This is a genomic window from Streptomyces sp. NPDC094034 (assembly GCF_040303865.1).
Lineage (GTDB): Bacteria > Actinomycetota > Actinomycetes > Streptomycetales > Streptomycetaceae > Streptomyces.
Map to the genome: position 1 here is coordinate 111,003 of NZ_JBEOUD010000015.1, position 19,438 is coordinate 130,440.

At 71.8% G+C, this 19,438-nt stretch carries 21 protein-coding genes; 7 read left to right on the plus strand and 14 right to left on the minus strand.

What is annotated here, in order from left to right:
* Positions 1-40: 40 nt before the first annotated feature.
* Positions 41-580 carry a hypothetical protein gene (locus ABTZ59_RS16325; RefSeq protein ID WP_351396954.1) on the plus strand — a complete coding sequence of 180 codons (540 nt, stop codon included), beginning with the start codon at positions 41-43 and terminating at the stop codon, positions 578-580.
* 170 nt (positions 581-750) lie between these two features.
* Here the strand turns inward: ABTZ59_RS16325 and ABTZ59_RS16330 are convergent, their stop codons facing one another.
* Entirely contained in the window at positions 751-1,236 is a 486-nt protein-coding gene (locus tag ABTZ59_RS16330) for a hypothetical protein (protein ID WP_351396956.1), read from the minus strand.
* Positions 1,237-1,545: 309 nt separating this feature from the next.
* On the opposite strand from ABTZ59_RS16330, the gene ABTZ59_RS16335 reads away from it, so the two are divergent.
* Positions 1,546-2,217 carry a class F sortase gene (locus ABTZ59_RS16335; protein WP_351396959.1) on the plus strand — a complete coding sequence of 224 codons (672 nt, stop codon included), beginning with the start codon at positions 1,546-1,548 and terminating at the stop codon, positions 2,215-2,217.
* A gap of 29 nt (positions 2,218-2,246) precedes the next feature.
* Here ABTZ59_RS16335 and ABTZ59_RS16340 read toward each other — a convergent pair whose 3' ends face one another.
* The gene (locus tag ABTZ59_RS16340) at positions 2,247-3,092 is read right to left on the minus strand and encodes a polysaccharide deacetylase family protein (protein ID WP_351396962.1); all 846 of its coding nucleotides are present in this window, start codon (positions 3,090-3,092) and stop codon (positions 2,247-2,249) included.
* Positions 3,093-3,328: 236 nt separating this feature from the next.
* On the opposite strand from ABTZ59_RS16340, the gene ABTZ59_RS16345 reads away from it, so the two are divergent.
* Positions 3,329-3,787: a universal stress protein gene (locus ABTZ59_RS16345; RefSeq protein ID WP_030349349.1), complete on the plus strand. Its 459-nt coding sequence runs from the start codon at positions 3,329-3,331 to the stop codon at positions 3,785-3,787.
* Positions 3,788-3,883: 96 nt separating this feature from the next.
* Here ABTZ59_RS16345 and ABTZ59_RS16350 read toward each other — a convergent pair whose 3' ends face one another.
* Positions 3,884-5,089 carry a CapA family protein gene (locus ABTZ59_RS16350; RefSeq protein WP_351396967.1) on the minus strand — a complete coding sequence of 402 codons (1,206 nt, stop codon included), beginning with the start codon at positions 5,087-5,089 and terminating at the stop codon, positions 3,884-3,886.
* 276 nt (positions 5,090-5,365) lie between these two features.
* Here ABTZ59_RS16350 and ABTZ59_RS16355 point away from each other — a divergent pair, with 276 nt between their 5' ends.
* Positions 5,366-5,947: a sigma-70 family RNA polymerase sigma factor gene (locus tag ABTZ59_RS16355; protein WP_503002962.1), complete on the plus strand. Its 582-nt coding sequence runs from the start codon at positions 5,366-5,368 to the stop codon at positions 5,945-5,947.
* Here the strand turns inward: ABTZ59_RS16355 and ABTZ59_RS16360 are convergent.
* A complete protein-coding gene (locus tag ABTZ59_RS16360) occupies positions 5,869-6,108 on the minus strand; it encodes a zf-HC2 domain-containing protein (RefSeq protein ID WP_351396973.1) in 240 nt (79 codons plus the stop codon). The genes ABTZ59_RS16355 and ABTZ59_RS16360 overlap by 79 nt on opposite strands.
* Positions 6,109-6,221: 113 nt before the next feature.
* Here ABTZ59_RS16360 and ABTZ59_RS16365 point away from each other — a divergent pair, with 113 nt between their 5' ends.
* Positions 6,222-6,737, plus strand: a complete 516-nt coding sequence (locus ABTZ59_RS16365; RefSeq protein ID WP_351396976.1) for a hypothetical protein — start codon at positions 6,222-6,224, stop codon at positions 6,735-6,737.
* Between the two features lie 62 nt (positions 6,738-6,799).
* Here ABTZ59_RS16365 and ABTZ59_RS16370 read toward each other — a convergent pair whose 3' ends face one another.
* From ABTZ59_RS16370 to ABTZ59_RS16385, 4 genes are all read right to left on the minus strand, one after another.
* Entirely contained in the window at positions 6,800-7,990 is a 1,191-nt protein-coding gene (locus tag ABTZ59_RS16370; protein ID WP_351396978.1) for a histidine kinase, read from the minus strand.
* Positions 7,987-9,540 carry a sodium/solute symporter gene (locus tag ABTZ59_RS16375; RefSeq protein WP_351396981.1) on the minus strand — a complete coding sequence of 518 codons (1,554 nt, stop codon included), beginning with the start codon at positions 9,538-9,540 and terminating at the stop codon, positions 7,987-7,989. The genes ABTZ59_RS16370 and ABTZ59_RS16375 overlap by 4 nt, the downstream gene beginning before the upstream one ends.
* Complete coding sequence (locus ABTZ59_RS16380; RefSeq protein ID WP_249950136.1) at positions 9,537-9,914, minus strand: hypothetical protein; 378 nt, start codon at positions 9,912-9,914, stop codon at positions 9,537-9,539. The genes ABTZ59_RS16375 and ABTZ59_RS16380 overlap by 4 nt, the downstream gene beginning before the upstream one ends.
* A 116-nt stretch (positions 9,915-10,030) precedes the next feature.
* The gene (locus tag ABTZ59_RS16385; protein WP_351396984.1) at positions 10,031-10,780 is read right to left on the minus strand and encodes a LytR/AlgR family response regulator transcription factor; all 750 of its coding nucleotides are present in this window, start codon (positions 10,778-10,780) and stop codon (positions 10,031-10,033) included.
* Between the two features lie 82 nt (positions 10,781-10,862).
* Here ABTZ59_RS16385 and ABTZ59_RS16390 point away from each other — a divergent pair, with 82 nt between their 5' ends.
* On the plus strand, positions 10,863-11,543 hold the full coding sequence (locus tag ABTZ59_RS16390) for a zf-HC2 domain-containing protein (protein ID WP_351396987.1): 681 nt from the start codon (positions 10,863-10,865) through the stop codon (positions 11,541-11,543).
* Positions 11,544-11,625: 82 nt separating this feature from the next.
* Here the strand turns inward: ABTZ59_RS16390 and ABTZ59_RS16395 are convergent, their stop codons facing one another.
* A complete protein-coding gene (locus ABTZ59_RS16395) occupies positions 11,626-12,501 on the minus strand; it encodes an Fpg/Nei family DNA glycosylase (protein WP_351396989.1) in 876 nt (291 codons plus the stop codon).
* Between the two features lie 160 nt (positions 12,502-12,661).
* On the opposite strand from ABTZ59_RS16395, the gene ABTZ59_RS16400 reads away from it, so the two are divergent.
* Positions 12,662-13,381 carry an alpha/beta hydrolase gene (locus ABTZ59_RS16400; protein ID WP_351396992.1) on the plus strand — a complete coding sequence of 240 codons (720 nt, stop codon included), beginning with the start codon at positions 12,662-12,664 and terminating at the stop codon, positions 13,379-13,381.
* On the opposite strand, the gene ABTZ59_RS16405 is transcribed toward ABTZ59_RS16400, so the two are convergent.
* From ABTZ59_RS16405 to ABTZ59_RS16425, 5 genes are all read right to left on the minus strand, one after another.
* The gene (locus tag ABTZ59_RS16405; RefSeq protein WP_351397107.1) at positions 13,369-14,235 is read right to left on the minus strand and encodes an amidohydrolase family protein; all 867 of its coding nucleotides are present in this window, start codon (positions 14,233-14,235) and stop codon (positions 13,369-13,371) included. The two genes, ABTZ59_RS16400 and ABTZ59_RS16405, sit on opposite strands and share 13 nt — an antisense overlap.
* 56 nt (positions 14,236-14,291) lie before the next feature.
* The gene (locus ABTZ59_RS16410; protein WP_351396995.1) at positions 14,292-14,606 is read right to left on the minus strand and encodes an L-rhamnose mutarotase; all 315 of its coding nucleotides are present in this window, start codon (positions 14,604-14,606) and stop codon (positions 14,292-14,294) included.
* Entirely contained in the window at positions 14,603-15,589 is a 987-nt protein-coding gene (locus ABTZ59_RS16415) for an aldo/keto reductase (protein ID WP_351397110.1), read from the minus strand. Before ABTZ59_RS16415 ends, ABTZ59_RS16410 begins: the two co-directional genes overlap by 4 nt.
* A 137-nt stretch (positions 15,590-15,726) precedes the next feature.
* Entirely contained in the window at positions 15,727-17,193 is a 1,467-nt protein-coding gene (locus ABTZ59_RS16420) for a wax ester/triacylglycerol synthase family O-acyltransferase (protein WP_351396998.1), read from the minus strand.
* Positions 17,194-17,302: 109 nt separating this feature from the next.
* Complete coding sequence (locus ABTZ59_RS16425; RefSeq protein WP_351397001.1) at positions 17,303-19,375, minus strand: SpoIIE family protein phosphatase; 2,073 nt, start codon at positions 19,373-19,375, stop codon at positions 17,303-17,305.
* Between the last annotated feature and the right edge of the window lie 63 nt (positions 19,376-19,438).

Genomic DNA, 19,438 nt, shown 5'->3' on the forward strand with positions numbered 1-19,438 from the left:
CGGTTCCGCAGCTGCTCCTCGGGGACCCGGAGGATTCATCATGCGCGCGATACGTGCCGCGTCCGCCGCTCTGATGGCGGTGTCCGCATTCGTACTGACCGCTCCCACCTCGACGGCCGCCGTCAACGGCGGAGACGCGCCGTTCCGGTACACCGTCACGCCCTCCACGGTCGCGGCGGGGGGCAGGGTGACTCTCTCCGTCACCAACTGCGGTACGACCGCCACCGCCTCCTCCGGGGTCTTCGACACGGTCAATATCCCCTCGGGCAAGTCGGCCACCGCCACGGTCGACTGGGACGCCAAGGCCGGCGCCACGTATCAGGTGACCTTCACCTGTAACGGCCAGTCGGGGACGACCAGTCTCCGGATCTCGGGCGCCACGCGGAACCCGACACCGGCCGCGACCGTCACCCGTACGACGGACGCCACGGTCGTACCCGCGGGCGTGCGAGGAGGTCTCGGCGGCAGCATGGGCGATATCAACGCCACCGAGATCGTCGCCGGTGCGGCGCTGGTGGTCGCGGCGGCCACCGGCACGATCTATGTCGTACGCCGGCGCGCGGCAAGCCGTCAGCACTGATCACCGGCGGCCGGTCACCGACCGCCCGTACACCGGACGCCCCGGGCGTCCTCTCCATAGGAACTCACAGGAAAAGGCCCCCGCCCCGAGTCCTCGGTCAGGACTCGGGGCGACGGGCGTTCGGGGCCTCGCGGACCCCCGGTGGAGGCTGCCGGGAGAAGGGCACCCGGTCAGATCCCCACACCGGCCGGCCGGCGGCGGCGTGCGAGGAAGAGCGAGCCGCCGACGGCCGCCGTGGCGACGAGCCCGCCGCCGACCGCCATCTCCGTGGAACTGGGACCGATGGAGCCGCCGAGCCCGCCCAGCGCGCCCCGCCCCTCCAGCACCCGGAACTGGTGTGTGGCGACCCGGTCGTTGTCCGAGCATCTGACGGCCAGGTTGTAGTTGCCCGGCGTCGCGTCGTCATGAATCCGGGCCCTGGCCGTGGAGTGCCCCGACGCGTTCACGGACAGATCGACCCGCCGGAAGGCGTTCGAGGTGACGGTGCCTCCGTGGCCGCAGCCCCGGGCGCTGATCTCGATCGTGCTGCCCTGGTGGACCTCGAACGGATTGATGGTGACATTGGTCGGACCGTTGGTCGCGACGGCCAGCGGCGCGGAGAGCACCACGGCCGCGCAGGCGGTGGCGGTCACCGCCAGAGCGCGTGAAGCACGCATCGTTGAACCTCCAGCGGAAGGCGCCCCAAAGCGGTGCTCCGGGAAATTCGACGAGTACGCCCTCCATGACGAACCCTCACCGGGCTTTGGGGACAGCGCATTTCGGCGCTGGTCCACCTCGGTGAGCCGACACGCCGCCAGGAGGACATCCGTCTGATGGATCCGCAGGTCACAGACCGTCAGAGATTTTAGGCGCCGGTTACTCGGATGGGTCAGCCCCACTGGACCCGCCACCCGTTCGCCTTTCAGTGATCGCCGCCACGGGGCGACGCACTTACCGTGCGTGCAGACGTCCACGAAGGGAGAACTATGGGCCCGAATCACAGCGCCCGCGAGTCGAGGAAGCGCTCGCCCTGGGGCGTTCTGGCTCTCGTCATGCTCACCGGCATCGCGATGATGCGCAACGGGGTGGACGTACCGCTGGGACCGCCGCAGCCCGCGGCGGCCGCCGCGCTCGACAGCGTGCCCGATCCGGCGGCGGACGCCGCCACCGCCCCCGACTCCGCGCCGATCGTGAGGCCGCTGCCGTACGCGCCGATGTCCCGGGTACGCATCCCGATGCTCAAGGTCGACGCGCCGGTCGTGGATGTGGGGCTGGACCCGGACGGCTGGATCGCCGCCCCGCCGCCGCGTGACCCGAATCTGGCGGGCTGGTACCAGAACGGCATCGCACCCGGCCAGCGGGGCACCGCGGTGGTCGTCGGCCATGTCGACAACAGGTCCGGGCCCGCCGTCTTCTTCGGTCTCGGCTCGCTGGAGAAGGGCGCGCACATCGAGGTGGAGCGCTTCGACGGCAGGACGGCGGTGTTCGAGATCTACGGGGTGGAGGTCTATTCGAAGAACGACTTCCCGGCGGCCCGGGTGTACGGCGACTCCGGCCATCCCGAGCTACGGGTGATCACCTGCGGTGGCGGCTACTCGAAGAGGAACGGGTACGACGGCAATGTCGTCGTCTTCGCCCGGCTGGTCAGGACCTACTGACCAGCCGGGGGGGCGGCCGGGGGCCGGTCTCATCGGTGGGGCACGGCGATGCGGTACCCGTCGTCCAGCAATCGGGGCAGATAGCGGCGCAGCGCCGCCACACTCTGCGAGCGGTCGCCGCCCGCGTCGTGGTTGAGGACGACGACCCCCGGCCCGGCACCGTCCAGCACTCTGCGGACGATGCTGTCGGTGCCGGGCATCTCCCAGTCGAGTGAGTCGACGGTCCAGGCGAGCGGTTCCATGCCCATCTCGGACCCGATCTCGAAGGCGTACCGGTTCCAGGCGCCGTAGGGCGCGCGGTACCAGAGGGGCGGGGTGCCGAGGATGTCCTCGACCACGTCGCTCGTACGTCCCATCTCCGCGCGGATCTGCGACGGTCTGAGCGTGGTCATCAGAGGATGCGACCAAGTGTGGTTGCAGATGATGTGGCCGTCGTCGTCGGCCTCCCGCAGCAGATCACGGTTGGTGTCGGCCATCTCGCCGCAGACGAAGAACATCGCGCGTACGTCGTATTGGCGCAGTGTGCGCAGGATGCCGGGGGTGTAGTCGGGGTGGGGCCCGTCGTCAAAGGTGAGGACCATCGTGCGGCCCAGTTCGGGCATCTCCAGGATCGGTACCTTGCGGACCGGCGGCGTCGGTCTGCGGTAGCCGGACTGTGCGCCCTCCGTCATCGGCTGGAGCCGGTAAGTGGAGGGTTTGAGAGGGGCACCCGCGCCGCCGACCGGCTGTCCTCCCCCGGACGGGAGCGGCGGCACGGGGCTGCCGGGTGTCTGGGCCTGCCCGGCGGTGAGCAGCCGGGTGGTGAGCGCGGCGCCGAGGCAGGCGGCGATCCGCAGGACCGCACGGCGCCCCGGAATCATCTGATCCTTTTTCATGACCAATGGCTCGCACGGCGGATGCTCCGTGCCGCTCACCAACACCGGTTATTCGGGGGAAAGTACCCGATGGGGTGAGCCATGAAGAGAACGCGGCGCCGGTACTCCGGTGCGGGGAGCAGTCTCTCACGAATGGCCGGGGGCACCGCAGCCGCGGGGGGGGGTCGGACCGTGTGCTCAGCGCGCCGGGGAGACCGCCGCCGGCCCGTTCGCCGGGAGCGGATACCCTGCGTGCCGTGACTCAGCAGCCCACTCAATTCGAACGTGGTACCGACGGCCCGAAGGTGATCGTCGTCGGCGTGGACGGTTCGCAGTCCTCGTTCCGCGCCGCCGCGTACGCCGGCGGACTCGCCAGGCGGCAGAACGCCCTGCTCGCCATCGTCTACGTGCAGCCCGTCATGCCGGCCGGCGCCGCCCTCGGCGCCCCGGTCGCGGAGACGACCGGGGAGATCGCCGAGGGTCTGGTGGAGGAGATCCGGGTGGCCATAGAGCGGGTCCGGGACGTCTGGGACGTCCGCTGGGAGTTCCACACCTTCCACGGGGATCCGTACAGCGGACTGGTCACCGCGGCCGACGAGCTGAAGGCGGACGCCGTGGTGGTGGGCGCCTCGGAGTCGGCGGGGCACCGGATCATCGGTTCGGTGGCGGTACGGCTGGTGAAGGCGGGCCGCTGGCCGGTGACGGTCGTCCCGTAGGCCCGAGGCCGGAGATCAGGCCGGGTACGGCGCCCCCGCCCGTCGCCCGACCCGCGTCCCCGCGGGCGCGCTCCCGGCGCCCTCCCCGCGTCCGGCTCAGCGGCCCGCGGTGAGGCCGTCCGCCCCCGCGCCACGGCTCAGGACCGCCTCGCTGATCTCCGACTGGATCTCGCGGTAGTCGTCGCGCTCGGCATCGCTCCGTACGGCCGCCGGGAGATTCACCACGCGTCCGGTGTCGAGGTCCCACATCTGCGGGATGAACTCGGCCTTCTTCACCGGCCAGCGCTGCCCCGGCGCGGCGGGCGGCGCGAAGGTGAACCGGCCGATCGAGCCATGGTTGCCGCGCCCGTCCAGCTCGCCGTCGTCGTTGGTCATCGTCCCGGCGATCTGGTCGCCCATCCCATAGATGATCCAGGTGCCGTTGACCTTCTCGTACGGCTGCGGGACATGCGCGTGGGTGCCGAGGATCAGATCGATGTCGGGACGGCCGTTCGTGCGCGACGCGGTGAGCTTCTTGCCCAGGCTCAGCTGCTCCTCGTCGGGCTCCGTCTGCCACTCGGTGCCCCAGTGCAGGCTGATCACGACGACATCCGCGCCCGCCTTGCGCGCGGCACGGGCATCCGCGATGATCTTCCGCTCGTCGATGAGCCGAACGGCCCAGGGCTGTCCTTCGGGAAGGTCGTAGTCGTTGGTGCCGAAGGTGTAGGCCAGTTGGGCCACCTTGGCGCCGCCCGCCGTCAGCAGGGCGGGGCGCGCGGCCTCGGCCGCCGAGCGTGCCGTACCGGCGTGCCGGACGCCCGCCTTGTCGAACGCGTCGAGGGTACGGCGTACCCCGTCGGCTCCGTCGTCCAGGCTGTGGTTCGAGGCCGTGGAGCACGAGTCGTAGCCGGTGGCCCGCAGACCCGCGGGGATCTCGGGCGGGGACACGAAGGCCGGATAGCCGCTGTACGAGCCGTCCTTCTCGCCGAACACGGTCTCCATGTGGCAGATCGCCACATCGGCGCCGGATACCACCGGCTTCACACTGTCGAGCATCGGCCCGAAGTCATAGCCCTCGCCGTCCGCGTCGGCGTTCGCCCGGTCGATGACGGAGTCGTGCGGCAGCACGTCGCCCGAGGCGACGAGCGTGAATCCACGCTGCCCCGCCGCGGCGCCGCCGGCGGCGGAGGGCGCCGCGGACCCCGCCTGCGGCGAGCCGTGCGGGACCTGGTCTGCGGGCCGTTCGGGAGCGGCGCAGGCCGCCGCCGTTCCGATGAGCAGCGCCGCAGCGGCCACCGCTCCCTGTCGCATGCGCTTCGTCATCGGGCAGGCTCCATTTCCGGGGGATACCGTCCCAAAGAATCCATATGTTCATATAATTAGATGTCAAGTGACGAAGCCGACAGTGCTCATGAAAGGGCCCGAACGCCACCGCCCGACCGTTCACCGCACCACTCGCCGCAGTGAGCGACCGCTCGTCGCAGACCTCGGTGCGCTGTCTGTCCCTCGGCGCCGGCATGCGTTCGGATACGCCAGGCGGCAACGGAGCCGCGTACGACGGCGACCCCGGCGGGAAGGGCGTTCACGATGACCAGAGCCATGGCCGAGGAGAGGACCGACGAGCGGGCACTGACGGAGCTTCAGCGCGACCACGGGCCGGCCCTGCTGAACTTTCTGCTCGGCCTGACCTATGGCGACCGGCAGCGCGCCGAAGATCTGCTCCAGGAGACACTGGTCCGCGCCTGGCAGCATCCCGAGGCATTCGACGGACCCTTCGACTCCATGCGGCCCTGGCTGTTCACCGTGGGCCGACGGCTGGCCATCGACGCCCGCAGATCCCGGCTGGCGCGGCCCACGGAGGTCAGCGACGGGATTCTCGCCGCCACGCCCGACCCCGAGGACCGCACCGAATCCACCGTCGCGGTGCTCGACGTACGCGAAGCGGTGCGGACGCTGAGCCGTGAGCACCGCGAGGTGCTGACCCAGATCTACTTCCGGGGCCTGAGCGTGAACGAGGCGGCGCGCGTGCTCGGGATTCCGCCCGGCACGGTCAAGTCCCGCTCGTACTACGCGCTGCGCGCACTGGCCCGTTCACTGCCCGGCTACAGCGCGTCCGGCCACCGCAGGTCGTCCTCGTCCAGGAGCGCCAGCAACGACGGCGCGTCGGCCACCTCCAGATAGGCCGCACCGCACGGGCCGCACACCACCAGATGGTCCGCGACGCGCCGGTCCTCCTCGGGCGCGAGCGCCGCGAGCACATAGGCGCCCAGGAGCGACCGCACATGCGGGCCGGAATCGTCCGCTCCATCGCCGGACGTGTCACCGTCGGCCACACCCGTCACAATCCTCTCCTGTCCGCCGACCGATCCTGCCTTTCTGGCCACGCGGGGCGGCCACCGCCGGTTCAATGCTCCGTGAAGCAGGCTTCGGGGGAGGAAAGGAAGGCGGAAAAGCGATGCGTCCGGAATGTACCGAAGGGGCGGGTGGTGGAGGCCTCCTGGTGCCCATGGCTTGGATGTACGCGGAGTACATCGCTGACGAGCTGTTGCGCACCGGTGATCTGATGCCGCCGACAACGCTCGAATACCGGGCGGGGCGGGGCGCGCTGGCCCTGACGATCTTCCTCTCCGACAGTTCGGTGGGCGGTCCGCGCGTGGTGGCCAGGATGGAGGAGTGGCGCTCGCTCACGGCGTACGGGACCTGCTGGCGGGAATGGGTCTGCGCGCGGCTCGACCGGCTGGAGGCGGCCGCGTTCGAGTCTGGCCAGGAGACCCGGGATCCGGATCTGGAGCTGGCGGGCGCGGCATGGCGGTGGCTGGAGGAGACGGAGCTGCTGGCCCCGGATCTCGATGCCGTGAGCCCGGCGTACGGCGATCCGTTCCCGGCCGACGAGGCGGAGGGGCCACAGGTCTGGACCCCGGCCTGGCAGCTCGGGCTGCCGCTGGGCCATCTGGCGATCCACCTGTTCTGACCGACTGTTCCGATCCGCTGTTCCGATCCGCTGTCGCGGCCGGTGGCGCACGCGGGCGGCGCTCAGGTGCCGTGCACACCCGCGCGGTACTTGGGGATCCGTACCGTGATCTTCGTACCCGCACCCACGCCCGTCTCGATGACCAGTCCGTACTCGTCCCCGTAGACCTGGCGCAGCCGTTCGTCCACATTGAGCAGTCCGATCCCGGTGGACGCGCCGCCCTCGCCACGCAGGATCCGACGCAGCCGGTCCGGCTCCATGCCCACACCGTCGTCCTCGATCACCACCTCGGCCTCGGCGCCCGCGTCGAGCGCGCTGATGGTGATCCGGCTGGTGGTGACCGCCCCTTCGAGGCCGTGCTTGACGGCGTTCTCGACCAGCGGCTGAAGGCAGAGGAACGGCATCGCCACCGGCAGGACCTCCGGAGCGACCTGGAGCGTGACGGAGAGCCGCTCGCCGAACCTGGCCCGTACGAGCGCCAGATACTGGTCGATGGAGTGCAGTTCATCGGCGAGGGTGGTGAAGTCGCCATGGCTGCGGAACGAGTAGCGGGTGAAGTCGGCGAATTCCAGCAGCAGTTCCCTGGCCCGTCCCGGGTCCGTACGGACGAACGAGGCGATGGCGGCGAGGGAGTTGAAGATGAAGTGCGGGGAGATCTGGGCCCGCAGCGCCTTGATCTCGGCCTCGATCAGCCGGGTGCGGGAGCGGTCCAGCTCGGCCAGTTCCAGCTGTACGGAGACCCAGCGGGCCACCTCGCCCGCCGCCCTGGCGAGCACCGCCGACTCGCGCGGGGCGTAGGCGACCAGGGTGCCGAGGACCCGGTGGTCGACGGTCAGCGGCACGGCCACGCCCCAGCGCAGCGGGCAGTCGAGATCGCCGCAGCCGCTCGCGAAGGCGGTGCCGCGTCCGCTCGTGAGCACCGCCTCGGCCTGGGCCATCACCTGCTTGCCGTGGTGCTCGCCCGACCCGTCCCAGGCGAGGACCCGCTCGCGGTCGGTGAGGCAGAGCGCGTCGGTGCCGAGCAGGGAGCGCAGTCGGCGGGCCGCTTTGCGGGCGCTCTCCTCGGTGAGACCGGCCCGTAGCGGGGGCGCGGCGAGCGAGGCCGTGTGCAGGGTCTCGAAGGTGGCGCGCTCCACGGGCGTGCCGACATCGCTGGTCCGCTCGGGACGCGCGGTGCGCCGGCCGAGCACGAAGCCGCCCGCGAGGAGCAGCGGACCGAGCACGATCAGGACGGCGAGTGCGGCTCCGCTCATCCGGCGCCTCCGGACGTGGTGCTGTCGCCGGTTCCGCCACCCGGCGTTCCGGCGCTTGAGCTCGCGCCGCCGTCACGGCTGCCGGGCATCAGGGCCTCCGGCAGATGGAAGCGTGTCATCACCGCGTTGGTGCCCGGGGGTATCCGGCCGCGCGTGGCCAGGGACACCAGGATCATCGCGAGGAAACCGACGGGCACCGACCAGACGGCGGGCCAGGCGAGCAGCGCGTGCGGCCAGCCCGACCGTACGGTCCCGCTCACCGTGATCACCGTGGCGGCGAACGCCAGACCGCCGCCGAGCAGGAGTCCCGCGATCGCACCGGGCGGGGTGAGCCGCCGCCACCAGATGCCGAGCACCAGCAGCGGACAGAACGACGAGGCGGAGACCGCGAAAGCCATCCCCACCGAGTCCGCCACCGGCATCCCGCTGACGAGCAGTGACCCGCCGAGCGGTACGGCCATGGCGAGCGGGGTGGCCAGCCGGAAGTGGCGTACGCCCCGCGAGGGAAGGACATCCTGGGTGAGGACCCCCGCGACGGCCATGGTCAGCCCGGACGCGGTGGAGAGAAACGCGGCGAAGGCGCCGCCCGCGACCAGCGCGCCGAGCAGATCCCCGCCGAGCCCGCCGATCGCCCGCTCCGGCAGCAGCAGCACGGCGGCGTCGGCGTCCGTACCGTACGGGAGTTCCGGGACATACAACCGTCCCAGCGCGCCATAGACGGGCGGCAGCAGATAGAACGCGCCGACCAGCGCCAGGACGATCACGGTGGTCCGGCGGGCGGCCCGGCCGTTGGGGCTGGTGTAGAAGCGGACGACGACATGGGGCAGCCCCATCGTGCCGAGAAAGGTCGCCACGATCAGACCATAGGTCGCGTACAGCGGATGGTCCGCGCGGCCGACGACGGCCTCCGTCAGATCGAGATCGGCGCCCGGCCGGCCGTCGCCCTGCCAGGCCAGCAGCAGGAAGAGCGCGGGCACGAGCAGCGCGGTGAGCTTGAGCCAGTACTGGAACGCCTGGACGAAGGTGATGCTGCGCATCCCGCCCGCCGCGACCGCCACCACCACGACCACGGCGACCAGCACCCCGCCGAACCAGTCGGGTGCGCCGGTGAGGATCTTCAACGTCAGCCCCGCGCCCTGGAGTTGAGGTACGAGATAGAGCCAGCCCGCGCCCACCACGAAAACACTCACCAGTCGGCGCACGGCGCGCGATTCGAGCCGGCCCTCGGCGAAGTCCGGCAGGGTATAGGCGCCGGAGCGGCGCAGCGGGGCGGCGACGAAGAGCAGCAGCACGAGATAGCCGGCGGTATAGCCGACCGGGTACCAGAGCATGTCGGGGCCGTGCAGCAGCACCAGTCCCGCGACGCCGAGGAAGGAGGCGGCGGAGAGGTATTCGCCGCTGATGGCCGCCGCGTTGAGCGCGGGCCGTACCGTGCGGGAGGCGACATAGAAGTCGGAGGTGGTACGGGATATCCGCAGCCCGAAGCCGCCGACGAGGACGGTCGCGAGCACGACGACGGTGACGGCGGTCACCGTATAACTCTGGCTCACGGAACGGGCCGGCCCTTCACGAGCCGGGCGAAATCGCGCTCGTTGCGCTCCGCGCGCCGTACGTACCACCAGGCGAGCAGGGTGAGCAGCGGATACGCGGCGAAGCCGAGCACCACCCAGACCGCCGTCGCGTCGCGCAGGGTGGCGAAGGCGAGCGGCAGTGTGCCCGCGACCAGCGCGAGGAGCGCGAACGCGGTGAGTCCGGCGCGTAGTTGACCGCGCATCAGGGAGCGGACATAGGCGTCGCCGAGCGCGGTCTGCTCCTCGATCTCGGCCTGGGCGCGGTAGCGCGGCAGGGGACGTACGCGACGGGGCTCACCGGTGACCACCTCGCGCCGGGGCGCCGGCTGCCGCGACCCGGGCTCCCCGGTCATGTCCGTCCCCCTGTCACTCTGGCTCCGCGCCCTCGCGCCCCGGCCGAGTCGGGGGCCCGGCGCAGTGCTCGGGCCCGGAGTGTACGCAGCCCGGTGTTCCCGGGGGAAGTCCCTGGTCAGCGCCCGCCCTGCCGCATCAGCAGATCCCGCAGCGCGCGGGCGTGCCGTCGGCTGACCGCCAGCTCGGCATCGCCGACGCGGACACTCATCGCGCCCGCGTCGAGCCGTAGCTCATCGATCCGGGCCAGGGCCACGAGATGGCGGCGGTGGATCCGCACGAAGCCGCGGGCCCGCCAGCGCTCCTCCAGCGTGGTCAGCGGGATACGGACCAGATGGCTGCCCGTGTCGGTGTGCAGCCGTGCGTAGTCGCCCTGGGCCTCGGCGTAGGCGATGTCGTCGACGGCGACGAAGCGTGTCACTCCCCCGAGTTCGACGGCTATCTGATCGGCGGCGGGGGCGGGGACCGGCGCCCGCTCCCCCACCAGTTCGGCGACCCGGCGTACCGCCTCGGCCAGCCGCTCCCTGCGGACCGGCTTGAGGACATAGTCGACGGCCTTCAGATCGAAGGCCTGGACGGCGAAGTCCTCATGGGCGGTGACGAAGACGATCAGCGGTGGTTCGGCGAAGCCGGCCAGCAGCCTGGCGACATCGAGGCCGGTCAGCCCGGCCATATGGATGTCGAGGAAGACCACGTCGATGGCGGCGGGGTCGTCGGGACCGGTGTCGAGCGCCGCGCCGATGCGCCGCAGCGCCTCCGTCGCGCTGGTGGCGCCCTCCGCGCCGCGGATCCGCGGGTCGGCCCTCAGCAGGTACAGCAACTCCTCAAGGGCCGGTTCTTCGTCGTCCACAGCCAGTACACGCAGCATGACGCCGGAGTGTAGGCGGTGGCCCGCCCACAAGGACTCCCCCGGCTTGAGTCATTCCGTGTTCCGTTGCGTAACAGACGGCATGCGGACCTTGGACCTCCATCGTGATGCCGGCGCCTACGCACTGGGCGTGCTCGACGCCCCGGACGCCTTCCGGTTCGAGGACCATCTGACGGACTGTCCGCGCTGTTCGGATCTGCTGGCCGAATTCGGCGGTGTGAAGGAGCAGTTGGACGCCTACGCGCGGCGTACCCCCGTCGGATTGGCGCCGTTCACGGCCGCGAGTCCTGAGCTGCTGGCCGGGCTGCTCGGCCGTACCGCCGCGGTGCGGCGCCGGGGCCGCGGCCGGCGGCTCGCGCTGGTGGCCGCGGCGGCGGTGCTCGCGGTGGGGGGTCCGCTCGCCGTCCTCGCCGTGTCTCCCCCGGCTCCTCCGGCTCCTTCGACGGATCGCGGCGCAGCGGTGGCCCGGTGGACCGCGTCGGACCGGTCGACGGGTACGACGGCGGTGGTGACGGCGGCGGAGAAGGCATGGGGGGCCGATATCGGTCTCGAACTGGTCCGGTCCGGTGACGTCGGCTCCTGCGCCCTGATCGCGGTGGGCCGGGACGGGTCGAAGGAGACCGTCACGTCCTGGGCGGCGCGCGCGGGCGGCTCCGTGCCGCTGGTCATCCGGGGCGGTGCGGCGCTGCGGCCCGACGAGATCGACCACTTCGAGGTGCGGGACGCGGACGGCCGGGGGGTGCTGACGATCGGCGGGCGATGACGGTGGGCCGGTCGCTGAACGTGCGGGGCGCCCCGGATCGGCGGACGCTCGGGAGGCCGCTTCGTGGCCGCTCAGGGGCCGCTCACTTGAGGAGTCGTGACAGTCTGCGGTCGGCGAGCGGCTTGCCGCCCGTCTGGCAGGTCGGGCAGTACTGGAGCGAGGAGTCGCTGAAGGAGACCTGGCGGATGGTGTCGCCGCAGACGGGACAGGATTCACCGGTACGGCCGTGCACCCGCAGACCGCTCTTCTTCTCCGCCTTGAGCCGTCCCGCCGCCACTCCGCGCGAGCGGTCGACGGCCTCGCGCAGTGTGCCGCGCAGCGCCTCGTAGAGGGTGCTGATCTCGTCCTCGGAAAGGTTCTTCACCGGCTTGAACGGCGACATCTTCGCCGCGTGCAGAATCTCGTCGCTGTAGGCGTTGCCGATGCCCGCGATCAGACGCTGATCGCGCAGCGCGCCCTTGATCTGCCGGTTCTCACCCGCGAGCAGCCGGGCGAACGCCGCGCGGTCGAAGGAGTCGTCGAGGGGATCGGGGCCGAGCCGCGCGATCCCGGGGACGTCGGCGGGATCACGTACGAGATGCACGGCGAGGCGTTTGGTCGTGCCCGCCTCGGTCAGATCGAAACCGTCGCCCTCACTGAGGACGACGCGCAGCGCGAGCGGCCCCTTGCCCGGCCGAGGGGGCGTCTGCGGGAACGAGTCCTTCCAGCGCAGCCAGCCCGCGCGGGCGAGGTGGAGGGCGAGATGCAGTTCGCCGTCCTGGGCATCACGCGCGACGATGTCCAGATACTTGCCGTGGCGGGCGATGGCGGTGACCGTGGCGCCCTCCAGTGCGGAGAGAGGCGGATCGTATGTTTTGAGCACATTGATGGTCAGGGGCAGCACACGGACGATCTCCTTGCCCACCAGCTGGCCGTCGAGGAACTCTCGCAGCGCTTCGACTTCGGGTACTTCCGGCATGGATCCAGGGTGCCGCAGGGGCCGTGCGAACGCCCGGCGGGCCGGCCGGACAATCCACGAGCGCCGCGGCGACGAATCCGTTCGCCGGATCGTTCATGGAAGAGCCCCGCCAAAGGTGCCCAGGACTGCCACCGGGCTCCCGCCGTCGGAAGGAAGGCCCATGCCCGTACGCGATCGCCGAGGCGCGGTCCAGCCCGCGCTCGTTCTCGACAGAACCGCCGCGCGGCCCCGCGCCGTCGTCCTGCTGCTGCACGGCGGGCGCGAGGCGGGCGTGGAGCCGCCGGCCCGGCTGAGTCTGCCGGGCGCCCGGATGTGGCCGTTCACCCGTGCGGTGCTACGGGCCACCGAAGGATACGACGTGGTGGTGGGCCGGGTGCGCTATCGCTGCCGGGGCTGGAACGGCAGCCGGGCCGACGCGGCGCGCGACACCCGCCGGGCGCTCGACGAGCTGGAGCCGCTGGTCGGTCCTGTCCCCGTCGTCCTCGTGGGGCACTCGATGGGAGGCCGGGCGGCCCTGGCCGTCGCCGGGCACGACCTGGTCAGTGGCGTGGTGGGGCTCGCGCCCTGGTGCCCGCCCGGTGAGCCCGTGGAGCAGCTGGCGGGCTGCCGGACCGTGCTGCTGCACGGCGACCGTGACCGGGTCACGGATCCGCGCGGCAGCGTCGAGCTGGCCACCCGCGCCCGTGCGGCGGGCGCCGAGGCCTGTGCCGTACTGCTGCCCGGCGGTGATCACGCGATGCTGCGCCATCCGCGCACCTGGCACACGCTGGCCACCCACTCGGTCACCGCCCTGCTGGGCATGGAGCCCTTCCCCGGCCCGGTACGCCATGCCTTCCCGGAGCCGGCCGAGGACGGCACGGACCCGGTTCACAGGGCGTAGACGCGCCGCGCGGTCTCCCGGAAGACCGCGTCGCGCTCGTCCTCACTCAGTCCGTCGGTCACGGTGCGGGCCGCGTCGAGTACCTCTTCGTATGTGGCGGCCAGCCGGCACACCGGCCAGTCGGAGCCGAACATCAGCCGTTCGGGCCCGAAGGCGCCGAGGACGGTATCGGCGTACGGACGCAGCCCCTCGGCCGTCCAGGAGTCCCAGGCGGCCTCGGTGACCATCCCGGAGAGCTTGCAGACGGTGTTCGGCCGCGCTGCCAGCTCTCCGACCAGCCCCGCCCACGGCTCTGTCGTGCCCGCGGCGATGGGCGGCTTGCCGAGATGGTCGAGGACGAAGGTGAGTCCGGGCAGCAGTTCGGCGGCCCGCACGGCGGCGGGCAGCTGATGTGCCAGGATCACCAGGTCGTAGACCAGCCCGGCGGCGGCGACGGCGGCCAGCCCGCGCCGTACGTCCGGGCGCAGCAGCCACTCCGGGTCCGGCTCTCCCTGCACCTGATGGCGTATCCCGACCAGCCGGTCGCCGCCGGGCAGCTCGCGCAGTGCGGCGAGAGTGTCCGCCACCCCGGGCGCGGTGAGATCGGTCCACCCGACGACCCCCGCGACGAGGTCGCTGCCGTCGGCGGCGGCAAGGAATTCCGGGGTCTCCTCGGGGACCTCGACGGTCTGGACCAGGACGGTGGCGGACACCTGCGCGGTCCGGGTCTCGGCGGCCAGATCCGCGAGGGTGAAGTTCCGGCGGAGGGGAGCCATGGCGGGTCCGGTGATCCAAGCCTGGTCGCGTACGGACAGATCCCAGATGTGGTGGTGCGCGTCGATCACGCCCGGCGGTGCCATGCCAGGCGGTGTCATGTCGGGCGGTGTCATGTCGGGCGGTGTCATGTCGGGCGGTGTCATGTCGGGCGGTGTCATGTCAGCTCCCAGACGACGGGCAGTCCGGCGTCGGCACCGGCCGCGGAGTAGTCGTGCACGACATCGAGCAGCTCGGCCATCCGCGCCTGCCAGGCGACATTGACCGGCAGCCGGTCCAGCTCGGCGAGCAGACGGGGGTAGTCCTCGCACTCCAGCAGATGGAAGAGATCGGTACCGCTGCGCCAGATCGTCCAGGAGGTGGCGCCCGCGGCCCGGATCGCGGCGGTGAGTTCGGCGGGCACCTCGCGGTGCGCCGCCTCGTACGCCCCGATCCGGTCGGCACGGACCCTGGTGTGCAGGGCGACCCTCATGACAGCACTCCGTCCTCGCTCAGCAGTCCTTCCACGCGCAGCTCGGCCCACAGCTCGTCGGGGACCGCACGTGCGGCCAGTTCGGCCGCGTCGCGTACCTCCGCCGCGGAACGGGCACCGACCAGCACACTGGCGACAGCGGGATGGCGCAGGGGGTAGCGCAGGGCCGCGGCGCGCAGCGGCACTCCGTACCGCCGGGTGACGGCGTCCATCCGCAGGGCCCGGTCGAGCAGTTCGGGCGGGGCGGCGGTGTAGTCGTATGTCGCGCCGGGGCGCGGGTCGGCGAGCAGCCCGGAGTTGAAGACCCCGCCGACGACCACGCTCCTGCCACGCGCGACGGCCTCGGGCAGCAGTTCGGTGAGCGCCGACTGGTCGAGCAGGGTGAAGCGGCCGGCGCACAGGACGACATCGGCGTCGGTGTCACGGAGGAAGCGAGTGAGCATCGCCGTCTGGTTCATCCCGGCGCCGATCGCCCCGACGACCCCTTCGGCGCGCAGCCGCTCCAGCGCCGGGTACGCCTGCTGGAAGGCTCCCTCCGCGTGGTCGTCGGGGTCGTGCAGATAGACGATGTCGATACGGTCGGTCCCCAGTCGCCGGAGACTGTCCTCGATGGAGCGGCGTACCCCGTCCCCGCTGAAGTCCCAGACACGGCGGTGCGTGGCGGGTACGGCGAAGCCCTGGGCGAGATCGTCGCCGACGGGTCCGCCGCCGGTGACGGGGGCGAGCAGCCGGCCCACCTTGGTGGAGAGGGTGTACGCGGCGCGCGGCCGGTCGCGCAGCGCCTCGCCGAGCCGTCGTTCGGAGAGCCCGAGGCCGTAGTGCGGCGCGGTGTCGAAGTAGCGGATGCCCGCGTCCCAGGCGGCGTCCACCGCCGCGGCGGCCTGCTCGGGTCCGACGGGGGTGTAGAGATTGCCGATCCCGGCCGCCCCGAAGGAGAGTCCGGTCACCCCGACCGTTCCCTGGCCGAGCGTGGTGTGCCGCATACCGCTGCCGCCTCCCGATGTCGCCGCCGCCGACCACCCCCGGCCGAGGGCGGTCAGCATGCCGATCACGATGAATATTCATCGGATGACTGGACCCGTCAACACCCATGAGGCAGCTATCTGTGCGGAGTTCGCACTCAGCTGTCCGATCTCTCGGTTGTCCGGGGGCTCTTCATCGCCAAGGATCCTCCGGCGGGGGCCGCTCGGCCGGAGTCGCCGGAGCGGATCCGGCCGCTCGGCCCGGTGACGCGGAGCAGTTCCCGCAGTTCGTCGGTCATTGCGCGCGCCAGCCGGTCGAGGTCCGGCACGGCCTTGCCGTCGGCGACCAGCCCGACATGTACCCGTCCGCCATAGCTGGACAGCGCCACCGCGAGGGACTGGCCGCGGGCGAGCGGCGCCATCGGATACACCTCGCGCAGTGGGCAGCCACCGAGCGAGAGCGTCGAGCGCGGCAGCGGGACGCTCGTCACCAGGATGTCGAAGAGCATCCTGGCCGCGCTGCCGGCGAGCGGCGCCCCCAGCCGGTGGGCGAGCGGCGGCAGTTGGTCGGCGAGGACGGCCACCGCGCCGGCTCCGCGCGAGGGCCCGTCGGACTTGTTGCGGTCCATGCCCCGGCGTACGGCGGCGAGCCTGGCCCGGGGGTCGGCCTCGGCGACCGGCAGACCGAGGAGATAGGCGGAGAGTCTGTTGCCCGAGCCGGGCGGACTGCCCGGTCTGCGCCGGGAGACCGGTACGAGAGCGCGCGGCGGGGCGACGGGCAGCGGCTCGCCCCGTTCGAGCATCCAGCGGCGCAGCGCGCCGGCCACGGTCGCGAGGAGGACATCGTTGGCCGTGCCGCCCGCGGCCCTGCGGATCCGCTGGACGTCCTCCAGATCCAGCAGGGCGGTGGCCAGCCGCCGTGTCCCGCTGGATCCGGCGCTGAGCGCGCGCATACCGCGCGGGTCGAGCCGGCTCGCCCGTACGACCGACGCGCCGATACCGACCGCCCTGCCCAGCTCCTCGATCCGGCCCCTGGCCAGCCCCGCCACCTGCCAGGGGCCGGGCAGCCAGGACCGGGGCGGCACCGGGCGTGCCCGGCGGTCACCGGCCGCCCGCGCGTCGGCGATCTGGTCGAAGATTCCGGCGCCGATGGCGACGGCACGGATGCCGTCGGCCAGCGCGTGGTGCAGCTTCACCAGGACGGCGAAGGGCCGGCCGCCGCTCATCGTCCCCTCTCGGCCGCCGCCCTCCGTCGTCAGGACATACATCTCCCAGGGTGGGATGCCGCGTTCGAGCGGACGTTCCATCAGCTCGCCCGCCAGCCGCGCCGCCTGTGTCGCGAACTCCCCCTCGGGCAGGGGCAATCGGCGCACATGCCGACGCACGTCGAACTCCTTGTGCACCGCCCAGGCCGCTCCGCCGACCGGCAGCCAGACGTCCCGTACCCGCATCCTGAGCCGGGGGATGGCGGCGGCGCGCGCGGCGAGCAGTTCCAGCACGCCCGCTCCGCCGGCCGTGCCGGGTGCCGCGGTGAAGACCGCGAGCGCGCCGAGGTGCATGGGATGGTCCGCGGATTCGAGATGCCAGAAGGCCAGATCGAGAGGTGCCAGCAGCTCGGTGGTCAAGGGAACCCCAGGTCCTAGAGGCGTGGTACGGCGACGAGCAGAGCCCATCACCCTTGTTTGATTACGGTCAAGTACGATCAATTCACCTACAGTTAACGACGAAAAACGTTCAACGTGACGGTCGGCTCGGCACGACGAACTCGCACCACACGCACTTGCCGAAGCCGCGCGACTCCACGCCCCACTCGTCCGCCAGCGCTGCCACGAGCTGGAGTCCGCGCCCCGAGACCCCTGAGTACCCGGCGTCCCGGCGGTGCGGCAGAGCGCTCGATTCGTCCTCGACCTCGACCCGCATCCGTCGCTCCACCCCGGACAGCACCCGTACGGTCACGACGGCCCCGCCACCGGTGTGCATCAGCGCGTTGGTGATCAGCTCGTCGGCGGCCAGTTCGATCTCGTCGGAACGTCCCCTGGCTCCCCAGGCGGCCACCGCCGCGCGGATCATGTGCCGGGCGGTGCTCAGCCCCTCGGGGTCGCCCCGCGCGACCCGCTGCTGGAGCCGGCCGCCGGAGCGCGGGGCGCGCGCGCCGCCGCGGCGCAGCAGCAGTACGGCGACATCGTCCTCGCCGCCCCGCGCGTCGACCACCTCGCAGAGCCGGTCGGCCAGCAGCTGGAGATCGCGCGGACCGTCCCGTACCAGTGCGGCCAGCAGTTGCAGCCCGTCGTCCAGATCGGCGCCCGGCTGCTCCACCAGTCCGTCGGTGTAGAGCAACAGGGTCTGGCCGGGGTCCAGTTCGATCGTCTCCACCGGGTAGTCGAGCCGTCCGAAGGCCGCGGAGAGCCCGAGCGGCATCCCGCCGGGCACCGGCAGCCGGCGGCAGCTGCCGTCGGTGTCCCTGATCAGCGGATCGACATGGCCGGCCCGGACCAGCTGGATCACTCCGGTGGTGAGATCGGCCTCCGCGTAGGTGCAGGTCGCGAAGCGGTCCGTGTCCAGTTCATGGAGGAAGACCGAGGCCCGCGCCATCACGGTGGCCGGTGCGTGCCCCTCGGCCGCGTACGCGCGCAGCACGATGCGCAGCTGTCCCATCACGGCGGCCGCGTGGGTGTCATGGCCCTGTACGTCGCCGATGACCGCCCCGACCCGGCCGCCGGGCAGCGGGATCACGTCGTACCAGTCGCCGCCGATGTCCCGGCCGAGCCGGGCCGAGCGGTAGCGGACCGCGATCTCGGCGCCCGGCACGGCGGGGATCCGGCGGGGCAGCATCGCCTGCTGGAGCCCCTCGGCCAGATCGTGCTCCTGCTCGAAGAGGACGGCGCGCTGGAGGCTCTGGGCGATACTGCTGCCGAGCGCGACCAGCAGATTGCGGTCCTCGGCGGTGAAGCCGCTCTTCTCCTGGTAGAGCAGCCCGAGGGCGCCGATGGGCCGCGCCTGGGCGATCAGCGGCAGATAGGCGGCGGCGTTGATGCCCAGCCCGCTGATGTCCGGCCAGAGCACGGGGTAGCGCTCGGCGAACTCCTCGGCGGACTCGATGAAGCACGGTACGAGCGTCCGTACCACCTCGCTCATCGGGTACTGCTCGTCGGTGCGCGTGACCCGCGTCCCCGGTACGTAGGAGCCCTCGGGGCCCTCGGCGACCAGATGGATGCGCCCCGCCTCCATCAGCCCCATGACGAGACTGCTGGCCCCGAGGTGTGCCAGGCCATGGGAGTCCTTCAGTACGTCGATGACGTCCTGGACGGTCCTGGCATGGGCCAGAGCGGCGGCGGCGCCCTCGACGACGCTCGTCCGCACCCGGCGCACCGCGCTCAGTTCGAGTCGCGCGGCCGAGTCCGCGAGTTCCTGGGTGGCGTCCCGGACGATGCCGACGACGCGGTAGGGCCGGCCCGCCGGGTCACGACGGATGGCGCCCTGGGTGTGCGTCCAGCGCAGGTTTCCGTCCCGCCGCCGGATACGGAGGTACGCGCCGCAGGTGACGTTGCCGTCCCGCACCGCCCGGTCCACCACCGTCTTCAGCCGGCTGCCCTCGCTCGGTGACACCCGTGCCTCCAGGCTGCTCAGCCGGCCGTCGTACTCGTCGGGGCGCAGATCCAGGACCGCGAGCGCCGGGCAGTCGAGATGCAGGAGCCCGCTGTCGAGGTGCCAGTCGAACGTGCCCATCCGGTTGAGGGACAGACTGATGTGTGGAGGGACGGGCCAGTCGTCGGGGAGCGCCAGGGGACCCGCTTCCCGTTCAACCATGGAGACACTCTGTCATCATTTGTCGGATTCTTCGAGCGGTCCCGTCAGCCCCGGACCGCCCCG